Raw genomic sequence first — 12,030 nt, 5'->3', positions numbered from 1 at the left:
CCCCCGCCCCGCCCCTCGAACAGCTCCGCCTGCCGTTCCGGGGACAGATTGCCCAGGGCGATCAGCGCCGGGGCCTGGGACATCGCCTGGGTCCTGGCCGCCTCCTTCGCGGACCACACCGCCCGGACCGTGCCCTGCACCGCCTCCGTCGGGTAGCGGGCGATCACCGTCGCCGACCGCAGCGCCGCCGCCACCGCGCCGCCCGGCTCCGTCACCTCGCTGACCAGCCCGATCGCGTACGCCCGCCCGGCGCCCAGCCGTTCCGCCGTGCCCATCAGGGACATCCGGGCGACCTCCCCGAACGGCATCCGCTGGGCCATGGCGATGGCCTCGTACGCCGAGACCATCCCGTATGTCGTGTGCGGGTCGAAGAACGTCGCCTCGCGGGACGCGACCACGAACTCCGCCTCGCCCAGCAGATAGAACGCCCCGCCGCAGGCCATCCCCTCCACCGCCGCGACCACGGGCTTCCACAGGTCGTTCGCCTTGGGGCCGATCCGCAGGAGGGGATCGTCGACGGTGTACGGGGACGGGGGCTGCGGCACGGTGACGCCCCGGTCGATCCCCGTACAGAAGGCACGCGTCCCGGCCCCGGTGAGGACGACCGCCCGCACCGACTCGTCGTACCGCAACTCCCGCCACAGCGCTGCTAGTTCGTCTGCCGTCTCCAGGTCGATCGCGTTGAGTTTCGCCGGTCGGTCCAGGGTGACGAGCGCGACCCCCGCCTCCTCGTCCCGCTCGATGCGCAGGGCCATCCGCTCACCGCTCCAGGAGCCAGCGGACGAGCGTGACGCCGCCGCCCGGCCCCGCCGGGCAGAACACGGCCCGCACCGGTGCCCCGATCCGCAGCCGCGCCGGGTCCACCGAGTTCAGCGGGGCGTCCGGGGCGGCGACGACGTTTCCGGCCAGCCGGATGTGCGGGGCCTCCGTCAGCTCGACCAACACCGCGTTGTACGGAGCCTGTTCGGCGTAAGCGGGGAGCAGCGGTGGATGCGGGACGACGTACGACCAGAGCCGGCCGCGCCCGCTCATCTCCCGCCACACGCTCTCGAACGACCCGCAGTGCGGGCAGCAGGGCCGGGGCGGGAAGCGCAGTTCGCCGCAGGCGGGGGAGGCGCAGGCCTGTACGCGCAGTTCACCGCGCGCGGTGTACTCCCAGAAGGGTGCGCCGTCCTCGTCGGCGACGGGAAGCAGCAGGGAATCGTTCACGGCCATGTCCTCAACTCCTCAGCAGTACGGCCGACGTCGGAACGCCCTCACCTGCGGTGACCAGGCAGGTGGCGGCGTCGGGAACCTGGGCGGTGGAGGTGCCGCGCAGTTGTTTCACGCCCTCGGTGATGAGGTTGAAACCGTGGACGTACGCCTCGCTGAGTCCGCCGCCCCCGGTGTTGACGGGAAGCCGCCCGCCGCTCTCCAGCGCCCCGCCCTCGGTGAACGCGCCGCCCTCGCCGCGCCCGCAGAAGCCGTAGCCCTCCAGGGAGAGCGGGACGAGCGGGGTGAACGCGTCGTATATCTGGGCCACATCGACGTCGTCGGGCCCGAAGTCAGCCTGTTTCCAGAGCTGTCGGGCAGCGGTCCAGGCGGGCCCGGTCAGTGGGTCGTCGTTCCAGTAGTTGACCATCCCGTGGTGCTGGGCGGGCAGTCCCTGGGCGACGGAGTGGAGATAGACGGGCTTCTGCCGGCAGTCGCGGGCGCGTTCGGCGGAGACGATCACGCAGGCCAGTGCCCCGTCGGTCTCCAGGCAGTTGTCGAAGAGGCAGAGGGGTTCGCTGATCCAGCGGGAGGTCATGTACATCTCGCGGGTCAGCGGGCGGTCGTACATGATGGCGGCCGGGTTCTGGTTGGCCCGGTTGCGGCAGGCGAGCGCCACGTTGAAGAGATGGTCGCGGGTGGCCCCGTACTCGTGCATGTAGCGCCGGGCCAGCATGCCGATCTCGTCGGCGGGCCGCAGCAGCCCGTAGGGACGGGTCCACTGGGCGGGGGTGGGGAGCTGGACGGCGGTGTTCTTCCACGGCCGGGGCCCGGAGCCGCGTTTGCGCGACCGCCAGGCCACGCCGACGCTCGCCTGCCCGGTGGCCACGGCGGCGGCGAGGTGGGCGAGCGTGGCGCAGGAACCGCCGCCGCCGAAACCGACCTTGGAGAAGAACGTGACGTCGCCGGCGCCGATCGCCTTGGCGACCTCCACCTCATCGGTCTCCTCCATCGTGTACGAGGCGAAGCCGTCGACCTCGGCGGGGGCGATGCCCGCGTCGTCGAGGGCCGCCAGGATCGCCCGGCAGGCGAGGGTCTTCTCCGACTCGGGGAGTCGTTTCGCGAACGCCGTCTGCCCGATCCCGGCTATCGCCGTCGCGTCCTTGAGCGTTGCCATCCGCTGACCTCCCGCACCGTCGCCCCTGCTGACAGCGGCAGAGGCTACCGCTAATCTGACGGATAGTCAGCTAGTGCGGCGGCAGGAGGGCGCGTGATGCGAGGCGACGAGGAATGGGGCAGCATCCCGGAGCTGGTGCGGGCGGCGGCGCGGCGGTACGGCTCCGCCGAGGCAGTGGCCGACGGCCGTACCCGGCTCTCGTACGCCGAGCTCGGCGAGCGGGTGGAGCGGGCCGCGGCCGCCTGCCTCGCCTCCGGCGTGGAGCCGGGGGACCGGGTGGCGATCTGGGCCCCGAACACCCTGGACTGGATCGTCTCCGCGCTCGGGGCGGTGACGGCCGGCGCGGTGCTGGTCCCGCTGAACACCCGCTTCAAGGGCACGGAGGCGGCGTACATCCTGCGGCGCAGCAGGGCCAGGCTGCTGTTCGTCACCGGCACGTTCCTGGGCACCTCGTACGTGGCGTCGCTGCGGCGGGCGGAGGTGAGGCTGCCGGACCTGGAGCGGGTCGTGGTCCTCGCGGACACGGCCCCCGAGGACTACACGAGCTGGCCGGACTTCCTGGCGGCGGGGGAGGGCGTCCCGTCCTCCGCCGTACGGGAACGGGCTGCCCGCATCGACCCCTCGGACCCCTCCGACATCGTCTACACCTCCGGCACCACGGGCGCTCCCAAGGGGGCGGTCATCACGCACGCCCAGACGCTGCGCGCGTACGCGATCTGGAGCGACCTCGCGGGTCTGCGCGAAGGCGACCGCTACCTCATCGTCAACCCCTTCTTCCACACCTTCGGTTACAAGGCGGGGATCATCGCCTGTCTGATGCGGGGGGCCACGATGGTGCCGCAGTCGGTGTTCAACGTGGACACGGTGCTGGCGAACATCGCGGCGGAGCGGATCTCGGTCCTGCCCGGCCCGCCGACCCTCCACCAGTCGCTCCTGGACCACCCGGCACGCGACGCGCACGACCTCTCGGCCCTCCGCCTGGTCGTCACCGGCGCGGCGGTGGTCCCCCTCCAGCTGGTGGAGCGCCTGCGCGAGGAACTCCACATCGCGACGGTCCTCACGGCGTACGGCCTCTCCGAGGCGAGCGGCATCGTCACCATGTGCCGCCGGGGCGACGCTCCGGAGGTCGTGGCCACCACGTCCGGCCGCGCGATCCCCGGCACCGAGCTCCGCGTCCTGGCGGAACCGGGTGCTCCGGGCGAGGTCCAGGTCCGCGGCTTCCACGTGATGGGCGGCTACTTCGAGGACCCGGACACGACGGCCGCCACGATGACCGAGGACGGCTGGCTCCGCACGGGCGACGTGGGCGTCCTGGACGCGGCGGGGAACCTGCGGATCACGGACCGGATCAAGGACATGTTCATCGTGGGCGGCTTCAACGCCTACCCGGCCGAGATAGAACAGCTTCTCGGCCTCCATCCGGACGTGGCCGACGTCGCGGTCGTCGGCATCCCGGACCCGAGGCTCGGCGAGGTCGGCAAGGCCTACGCGGTCCGCCGCCGGGGCGCGACGCTCACCGCGGACGACCTGATCGCCTGGTCCCGCCGCGAGATGGCGAACTTCAAGGTGCCGAGGGCGGTGGAGTTCCTCCCGGAGCTGCCGCGCAACGCGAGCGGCAAGGTGGTGAAGGGGGAGCTGCGGGGGCGGTAGACCCCGGGTCGGGGACGTTCGTTCGGTTTCACCGGATGGGGTGAACGAGGGAGGGCATCGCGACCCTCGTGACGGTATGGTCGAGGGTATGGCAACCAAGAAGTACACGGTCACCCTGCCGGAGGAGCTGGCGGAGGAGATCCGCAGCGAGGTGGGCCCCGGCGCGTTCAGCGCGTATGTCACGCGGGCCATAGAGCGGCAGCGTGAGCATGACCGGCTGGGCGAGCTGGTGGAGCGCCTGGAGGGCGAATACGGCCCCGTCACCGACGCCGACCTGACGGCGGCCGAGGCCGAGCGCCGCGAGATCGAGCAGTGGTTCACCGACCAGGAAGCGGACGCCCCCGCACGCCGGGAAGCGGCGGCCGCCTGATGCCGGACATCACGTACGCACTGGACTGCGAGGCCGTCTCGCGGGCGGCCCTCGGCAACCCGGGGATGAAGAGCCGGCTCAAGGACGCCCACCGGGCGGGCATCCGCGTGGTGACCAGCTCGATGACCTTGGTCGAGGCATACCACAGCAAGATCCGGCGGCCGGTGTGGGACTGGGCGATGTCCGGGATCGTCGTCGAACCCGTCACCAAGGACATCGCCGACGAGGCGATCCGCCTCCTGCGCGAGGCCGGGCTGCACGGCCACAAGTACGCCATCGACGCCGCCCTCGCCGCGATCGCGAACCGGCAGCCGGGCCGGACGGCGCTCTTCACGTCCGACGTGGACGACCTGCGGAAGCTGTGCCGGCCGAGGGTCCAGCTGCGGGGCCTGTAGGCACGGTCCCGGACATGCGGGAGGGGCCCGAGCGTTTCCCCCGACTCGGGCCCCTCACACATTCCCCCGTACCGCGACCGCGGCGGCTCCCCCTCGGCGTCGCCGCGGTCGCTTCCCCCGTATCCCCGTCGGGAAGGTCTAGGCGGGCTCGCCCGTCGCGTGGTTGTCGAGCGGCTTGGCCGTGCCACCGGTGGCGTGGTTGTCCAGCGGCTTCAGCACGCCACCCGTCGCGTGGTTGTCCTGCGTCGTGGCTTCCCCGCCGGTGGCGTGGTTGTCGAGCGGCTTCACGACCGGCTTCTTCTGCGCTTCGCTCATGGTGTTCTCCAGCTCCCTGAATGGCTGTGCTCGGACTCGACGAGCCCGCCCGGCAACTCCCCCGTCGGGTTGCCGGGCGGGTGTCGTTCGGCCGTTCAACCTACCTCTGCGGCCGAGGCCGGCCCGTCTGCCCCCCGACGCGACGGAACGACTGGAACCACCATGTCGGGGCGCGATAAACGAATGATGAACGCTCCTCGCGGTCTCACGTCGACAGCGTCGGCGTCAGCAGCTTCCTCACTGCCGCGACCTCCGCCGAACCGAGCGTCTCGTATATGTCGAGCGCCTCGCGCCAGCACACCTGGGCCCGGCCGGGCTGGCCGATGTCGTTCAGCGCTTGGCCCAGGACGGTGAGCACGTTGCCACGCCGCCACTCCCCGCCGATACCGCGCAGCACGGCGAGGGCCTGTTCGGCCTTCGTGGCCGCCTGCGCCGGGAGCCCGGCCGCCAGGTCCACCTCGGCCAGACGGAACGTCGCCATGCCCTCCCAGAGGCGCTGCCGGCTGTCCCGGAACACGGCCAGTGCCTCGTGGAGCTGGTCCGTGGCCTCGGCGAGCCGCCCGCTCTGGGTGAGGGCGAGCCCCAGGGCGTACCGGCCGTTCGCTCCGCGCAGCGCGTGGCCCAGTTCGTCGTAGATGTCGATGCCCTGCTGGGCCAGGGCCACCGCGCTCGCCGTGTTTCCCATCGCGAGGTGGATGCGGGAGAGGTTGCACAGGGCGCTCGCCTCGCCCGGACGGTTGCCGTCGGCCCGGAAGTTCGCGATGGCCTGTTCGAGGTAGGCCTCACCCTCCGCATGGCGGTTCTGGTACAGCGCGATGATGCCGAGGTCGTTGGGGGCCCAGCAGCTCGGCAGGGGATCGTCCACCGCGTGGGCGAGCCGCATGGCACGCTGCGCGTCCCGCTCCGCCTGGTCGAACCGGCCCGCGACGAGCCGCGCGTTGGTGAGGGTGATCAGCGCCCGTCCTTCGGCCCGCGCATCGTTGCTGGACCGTGCCAGATCGCGCATCGTGATCGCCGCGGCTTCGTACTGCTTGGAGTTCGCGCCCGACTCCGCGAGATCCTTGGTGGCCCAGAGCAGATCGACCGCCCGGCGTACCGCTCCGGCCCCCGACGCCTGACGTACGCACGCGAGCAGGGAGTTGGCCTCGGTGTAGAGCCAGTCCTGCGCGTTGTGTCGGTCGGCGAAGGTCAGGCCGCTGTACTGGGTGGGCTCCCGGTGATCGGCCAGCCGGTCCCCCGGCCGCTCCAGCGCGTACACCCCCGCGGCCGTGGCCAGATAGAAGTCCAGCAGCCGCGACAGCGCCAGCTCCCTCCGCACCGGCGGCTGTTCGTCCCGCTCGGCGCACGCACGCGCGTAGAGGCGCACCAGGTCGTGGTACCGGTAGCGGCCCGGGGCGGCCGACTCCACCAGGCTCGTGTCGACCAGGGCCTCCAGGAGGTCCTCCGCCGCGTGCGGGTGCAGGTCCAGCAGGGCCGCCGCCGCGGCCAGGGAGATGTCCGGGCCGTCCGCGAGGCCCAGCAGGCGGAAGGCGCGGGCCTGGGCCGGTTCCAGCTGGCCGTAGCCGAGTTCGAACGTGGCCTTCACCGCGAGGTCGCCCGCCTGGAGCTCGTCCAGGCGGCGGCGCTCGTCCGCGAGTTTGGCGGCGAGGACCGAGACCGTCCAGGTGCGGCGCGCCGCCAGGCGCGAGGCGGCGATGCGGATGGCCAGCGGCAGGAAGCCGCACGCGGCCACCACGTCGAGGGCCGCCTCGCGCTCCGCGCCGACCCGCTCCGCGCCGACGATCCGGGTGAAGAGCTGCAACGCCTCCTCGGGCGACATCACGTCCAGGTCCACCAGATGCGCCCCGGCCAGGTCCACCATCCGCACCCGGCTCGTCACCAGCGCCGCGCACCCCGGCGTACCGGGCAGCAGCGGGCGGATCTGGGCGGCGTCGTGGGCGTTGTCGAGGAGGATCAGGACGCGGCGGCCGTCCAGCGTCGAGCGGTACAGCGCGGCCCGCTCGTCCAAGGTGTCCGGGATCGCCGAGTCCGCCGTGCCGAGCGCCCGCAGGAACGAGCCGAGCACCGTCTCCGGCTCGGCCGCCCGCGCCCCCGCGCCCTGGAGGTCGACGTAGAGCTGCCCGTCGGGGAAGTGCCGGCGGGCCTGGTGGGCGACGTGCACGGCCAGCGTCGTCTTGCCGACGCCGCCGATCCCGGCCACCGCGGAGACGGCCATCACCGAGCCCTCGGCGGTGGCGAGACGGCTGCCCAGCTCGGTCACGAACGCGGACCGGCCGGTGAAGTCGGGCACGGTGGCGGGAAGCTGCGCCGGCTTCAGCGGCGCGGGCGCGGGCGCCGGCTCGTCCGCCGGGCGCGCCAGCTCCTCGTCGGCGCGCAGGATGCGCTGCTGGAGCTGGGCCAGTTCGGGGCGCGGGTCGACGCCCAGCTCCTCCGCGAGGAGGCGGCGGGTGTCCGCGTACACCGCGAGGGCCTCGGCCTGCCGGCCGCTGCGGTACAGCGCCACCATCAGCAGCTCGCGCAGCCGCTCGCGCAGCGGGTGCGCGGCGGTGAGCGCGGTCAGCTCCGAGACGGCCTCCGCGTGGCAGCCGACCTCCAGGTCCAGATCGAGCCGCGCCTCGGTCAGCTGGAGCCGCCACTCCTCCAGCCGGGTCCGCTGGTTGTCGGCGTACGGGCCCGGCACCGAGGCCAGCGCCTCGCCGTCCCACAGGCCCAGCACCTTGTTGATCAGCGTGCGCGCCTGGCAGCGGTCCCCGGCCGCGCGGGCCTTCTCCGCCTCGGCCGCCAGGTCCTGCGCCAGCGTCAGGTCGAGCGCCGAGCGCTCGGTGCGGATCGCGTAGCCGCCGGACTCGCTCACCAGGGTGTCCTGGCCCAGGATCTTGCGCAGCCGCGAGGCGTACGTCCGGATCGTGGCCAGCGCCTGCGAGGGCGGGTCCTCGCCCCAGAACGCGTCGATCAGCTCGCCCGCGGTGGCCGTCCGGCCCTCGCGCAGCAGCAGCGCGGCCAGCAGGGCGCGCTGCTGGGGCGAGCCGGAGGAGAGCAGCTCCGAGCCCCGCCAGGCCCGTACGGGGCCGAGCACGGTGAACCTGAGGGCGTCCGCCGTAACCGGTTTCGAAGGAGCTCGCTGCTCCGGTACGCGCACGCGTGGCCCGTTGTCACGGTCCATTGATGCCCCCTGTCCTGCTCGCCTGCCGGTCCCGCTCGTCTGCGGATCCTGCCGGTGCTGCCCGCGTCCGTATGTCCGCCCGTGCGTCGAAGTGCGGTATGCATCCGGATGGCGCGGTACCGCTGGTATCGCGCTCAACAGTCTGCCTTGTCTCGGGCGGACTCGTCAGCAGTGGGTGACGCTCTGCACAAGCCCTCGACAACGATTCGGGAACCGTGCCGCGTGCCGTGCCCCTGCGCCGCGCCCCGTGCCGTACCCCGCTCCAGCCCCCTCCCAATGCGCGCACAGTAGCTGACGGTTCGTCAGATCAGCGCTACCGTGGAACGCATGGAGACCTTCCCGAAGATCATCTCGGTGGACGACCACACGGTGGAGCCCGCTCATGTCTGGCGGGACCGGCTCCCGTCCAGGTATGCGGACTCCGGGCCGCGCGTCGTCCGCGCACCGCTGAAGGAAATGACCTTCATGGGCGGCAAGTTCGCCCCCGTGATGGGGGCGAAGGGCGACGACGGGCCGGTCGGCGACTGGTGGGTGTACGAGGACCTGCACCGTCCGCTCACCCGCCTGGACACCGCCGTCGGCTACGACAGGGACGAGATCAAACTGGAGATCATCACCTACGAGCAGATGCGGCCGGGCTCGTTCTCGGTCCCGGAGCGGCTGGCCGACATGGACGTCAACCACGTCCAGTCCGCGCTCTGCTTCCCGACCTTCCCGCGGTTCTGCGGGCAGACGTTCACCGAGGCCAAGGACCGCGAGCTGGGGCTCCTCGGTGTGCGCGCGTACAACGACTGGATGGTGGAGGAGTGGTGCGGCCCCGAGGCGCACGGCCGCCTCATACCGCTCACCCTCGTCCCGCTGTGGGACGCGGAGCTCGCCGCCGCCGAGGTCCGGCGCAACGCGGCGCGGGGCGTGCGCGCGGTCGCATTCTCCGAGATACCTCCCCATCTCGGGCTTCCGTCCATACATGCGGACGACTGGGATCCGTTCCTGGCGGCCTGCGACGAGACGGGCACCGTCATCGCCATGCACATCGGTTCCTCGTCGAGGATGCCGTCCACCTCCGCCGACGCCCCGCCCGCCGTCGGCTCCACCATCACCTTCGCCAACTGCTGTTTCTCGATGGTCGACTGGCTGATGAGCGGCAAGTTCGAGCGCTTCCCCAACCTCCGGATCATGTACGCGGAGGGGCAGATCGGCTGGATCCCGTACATCCTGGAGCGCGCCGACGTGGTCTGGGAGGAGAACCGGGCCTGGGGCGGGGTCGCCGAGAAGGTCCACCGGCCGCCGTCCGAACTGTTCGCCGAGCATGTCTACGGCTGCTTCTTCGACGACGCCTTCGGGCTGAAGAACCTCGACGCGATCGGTGTCGGCAACGTGCTGTACGAGACGGACTACCCGCACTCCGACTCCACCTGGCCCCGCTCGCGCGAGGTCGGCGAGGAGCAGATGGGCCACCTGGCCCCGGACGTCGTCGACCGGATCGTGCGCGGCAACGCCATCGGCCTGCTGGGGCTCACCGAGGACGGGCTCTGGGCGGGGGCGTAGACCCCAGGGCCCGCGTGCGGGGAGGGGGGCGACGGGCCCCTCCCCGTACGCATCGGACCGGGATCAGCCCTTCGCCACCGGTTCCTGGAGCTCCGTCACCCAACTCCCGCGGTCCGGCGGGCACTCCAGGGTGACCTCGCGGCTGTAGCCGGTGGAGCGGTAGCCGTTGGCGTCCAGCCAGCGCGCCAGGGTGTGGGTCGTCGACAGGACGTCGTCCATCGCGCCCCGGTGCACGATCGTGGCCGCCTCGAACGGCGGCAGCTCCACCACCCGCACCTCCGTGTCCCCGACCGCCCCCACCGGGGCGGACACCGTCACCCCGGCGTGCACCGTGATCGCGCCGCCGCCCTCGGGGGCGTCCTCGTACCGCGCGATTCCGGGACCGGCGGGCCGGAGGCCGGCTCCCTCCAGGAGCGGGAAGAGCCGCTCGTACAGCGGGCCGATCACCGGCCCGATGTCCTGCGGCTGATAGCTCGCGGCCGTTCCGGTCAGCTCGGCCACCCGGACCGCCGGAACGGCCTTGATCACAACGTCGTCGGCAGGCATGTGCCCCTCGCTCTCGATCGACCGGAGCCTCGCCTCGACCCGGGTCAGCCGCGCCGACGCGGCCGCCACCGCCTCCGCCAGCTCGGCCCGGCGCAGCCGCAGCATGCCGCGCAGCTCCTCCGGGCCCACCCGCTCGTCCAGGACCGCCCCCACCTGCTGGAGCGTGAAGCCGAGGTCCTTGAGCGCGATGATCCGGTTGAGCCGGGCAGGGGCCTCTCTTTTGGATCATGCCGGGCTCGCGGGACGTGGCACGCACATCTGCGGCGTTGTCGTCGGTCGCCAACGCTCCGCGTTGACTCCCTCCTCCGCCTTGCAGCTGCACGCACCACGTCCCGCTCCCTGATCCGGCCTGATCCAAAAGAGAGACCCGAGCTGGGCCGCGCCGTAGAGGCGGTAGCCGGTGGCGGGGTCGGTGCGGTCGGGGGTCAGCAGTCCGATGGCGTCGTAGTGGCGCAGCATCCGGGGTGACACCCGTCCGTACCTGGCGAAGTCTCCGATGGTGAACATGTTGGCTCCCACTGGACCCCTTCACACGGGGTCAAGGTCAAGCGTCGCCGGGACGGGGCTCCTCGGCTGTTCCGTCAGCCGTGCCGTTTCGGGTCCAGCAGCTGTTCGCGCAGGGCGGTCAGCTGGTGCGAGGAGCCGACGGCCCGGTCCTCGTCCAGGGTGGCCAGGGCCAGCAGCAGCGCGTCGGCCACCAGCAGCCCGGTCAGGGACTCCGCCGTTATGCCGGTCGGCGTGTGCGGCGCGGTGAGCACCGCATCGACCCGGTCCGCGTACGCCTCACCCAGCTCGTCCGTCACCAGGACCACCTTCGCGCCGACCGAGCGGGCCCGTTCCATCAGGACCGACAGCTCCATCAGCCGCCGCCCCGGCTGGAAGATCACCACCGCGTCGCCCTGCCCGAGCGCCAGCAGCTGGTCCGCCAGTGCGAACCCGGTCTCCGAGACGGCCCGGGCCCGGCGGCCGATCCGGCCGAGCGCCAACGCCAGGTGCCGTGCGCCCGGTTCGGACGCGGCGACCCCGTAGGCGAAGACCTCACGGGCCTCGGCGAGGACGGCGACCGCCCGCTTCAGGGAGTCCGGCCCGGTCAGCCGGCGGGCCTGGTCGATGCGCTCCTGGGCCTCGTCGAAGACATCGGTCCAGATGGCGTCCAGGTCCTGGCCGACGTGCGCGATGCGCCGCTTGAGCCGCACCTCGGGGGCGACGGCCGAGGTGAAGTCGTTGGCCAGCTCCCGCTTGAGCGCCGGGAGGCCCGCGTAACCGAGGCGTTGCAGGGCCCGTACGACGGTGGCGTTGCTGGTGGAGCTGGCCGCGCCGAGCTGCTGCGCGCTGGCGAAGAGCAGCTGCTCGACCGGCGCGCTCACCAGGTACTGGGCCACAGCCCGTTCAGAAGTGGACAGATCGTTCCATTGGTCACGAATGGCAGCACGGAGGCGCGTCACTCCGGTCTCGTTCTCTGGAATTTCCATTACAAGCATTGACTTCCGTGTGACCGGCGTTACTGTCCTGGGCAGAACGTTCCAAAGGGAACGCATTTTGAAATCGACGTTACAGGACCGTGCCGGTCTCCGGCCCCCGGTCCCTGTTCGTCGGTCGCCGAAGCGTTCCGTCGCGAGGAGAAGAATGGCACCCCTTCCCACGGAGTCCACCCCCGTCCCCACGGATTCCTCAC

At 72.0% G+C, this 12,030-nt stretch carries 10 protein-coding genes and 2 pseudogenes; 4 read left to right on the top strand and 8 right to left on the bottom strand.

The window, feature by feature from the left end:
* From HET64_RS29650 to HET64_RS29640, 3 genes are all read right to left on the bottom strand, one after another.
* Nucleotides 1-755 (bottom strand): enoyl-CoA hydratase/isomerase family protein (locus HET64_RS29650; protein WP_215110231.1); only part of this gene is annotated, 755 nt, incomplete at its 3' end.
* Between the two features lie 4 nt (nt 756-759).
* The gene (locus tag HET64_RS29645; RefSeq protein WP_215110230.1) at nt 760-1,215 is read right to left on the bottom strand and encodes a Zn-ribbon domain-containing OB-fold protein; all 456 of its coding nucleotides are present in this window, start codon (nt 1,213-1,215) and stop codon (nt 760-762) included.
* Nucleotides 1,216-1,219: 4 nt separating this feature from the next.
* Nucleotides 1,220-2,368, bottom strand: a complete 1,149-nt coding sequence (locus tag HET64_RS29640) for a lipid-transfer protein (RefSeq protein ID WP_215110229.1) — start codon at nt 2,366-2,368, stop codon at nt 1,220-1,222.
* A 96-nt stretch (nt 2,369-2,464) separates the two neighbouring features.
* On the opposite strand from HET64_RS29640, the gene HET64_RS29635 reads away from it, so the two are divergent.
* The 3 genes from HET64_RS29635 (at nt 2,465) to HET64_RS29625 (ending at nt 4,783) form a co-directional block, all read left to right on the top strand.
* Nucleotides 2,465-4,018 (top strand): FadD3 family acyl-CoA ligase, encoded by a 1,554-nt coding sequence (locus HET64_RS29635; protein WP_215110228.1) that lies wholly within the window; start codon nt 2,465-2,467, stop codon nt 4,016-4,018.
* A gap of 88 nt (nt 4,019-4,106) precedes the next feature.
* Nucleotides 4,107-4,388, top strand: a complete 282-nt coding sequence (locus HET64_RS29630) for a hypothetical protein (RefSeq protein WP_215110227.1) — start codon at nt 4,107-4,109, stop codon at nt 4,386-4,388.
* Nucleotides 4,388-4,783 (top strand): hypothetical protein, encoded by a 396-nt coding sequence (locus tag HET64_RS29625; RefSeq protein ID WP_215110226.1) that lies wholly within the window; start codon nt 4,388-4,390, stop codon nt 4,781-4,783. The genes HET64_RS29630 and HET64_RS29625 overlap by 1 nt, the downstream gene beginning before the upstream one ends.
* A 138-nt stretch (nt 4,784-4,921) precedes the next feature.
* Here HET64_RS29625 and HET64_RS29620 read toward each other — a convergent pair whose 3' ends face one another.
* Both HET64_RS29620 and HET64_RS29615 read right to left on the bottom strand, forming a co-directional pair.
* A complete protein-coding gene (locus HET64_RS29620) occupies nt 4,922-5,098 on the bottom strand; it encodes a hypothetical protein (RefSeq protein WP_215110225.1) in 177 nt (58 codons plus the stop codon).
* A gap of 205 nt (nt 5,099-5,303) precedes the next feature.
* Complete coding sequence (locus HET64_RS29615) at nt 5,304-8,261, bottom strand: BTAD domain-containing putative transcriptional regulator (protein WP_215110224.1); 2,958 nt, start codon at nt 8,259-8,261, stop codon at nt 5,304-5,306.
* Between the two features lie 327 nt (nt 8,262-8,588).
* Here HET64_RS29615 and HET64_RS29610 point away from each other — a divergent pair, with 327 nt between their 5' ends.
* Nucleotides 8,589-9,809 (top strand): amidohydrolase family protein, encoded by a 1,221-nt coding sequence (locus HET64_RS29610; protein ID WP_215110223.1) that lies wholly within the window; start codon nt 8,589-8,591, stop codon nt 9,807-9,809.
* 63 nt (nt 9,810-9,872) lie between these two features.
* On the opposite strand, the pseudogene HET64_RS29605 reads toward HET64_RS29610, so the two are convergent.
* The 3 genes and pseudogenes from HET64_RS29605 to HET64_RS29595 form a co-directional block, all read right to left on the bottom strand.
* Nucleotides 9,873-10,562, bottom strand: a pseudogene (locus HET64_RS29605) (GyrI-like domain-containing protein); the annotation flags it as partial.
* A gap of 162 nt (nt 10,563-10,724) precedes the next feature.
* Nucleotides 10,725-10,862: pseudogene (locus HET64_RS29600) on the bottom strand (MerR family DNA-binding transcriptional regulator); the annotation flags it as partial.
* Nucleotides 10,863-10,936: 74 nt separating this feature from the next.
* Entirely contained in the window at nt 10,937-11,836 is a 900-nt protein-coding gene (locus HET64_RS29595) for a MurR/RpiR family transcriptional regulator (protein ID WP_374105588.1), read from the bottom strand.
* Between the last annotated feature and the right edge of the window lie 194 nt (nt 11,837-12,030).

This window comes from Streptomyces sp. McG3 (assembly GCF_018619185.1).
GTDB lineage: Bacteria > Actinomycetota > Actinomycetes > Streptomycetales > Streptomycetaceae > Streptomyces.
This window is presented reverse-complemented; position numbering and strand designations above follow the sequence as displayed.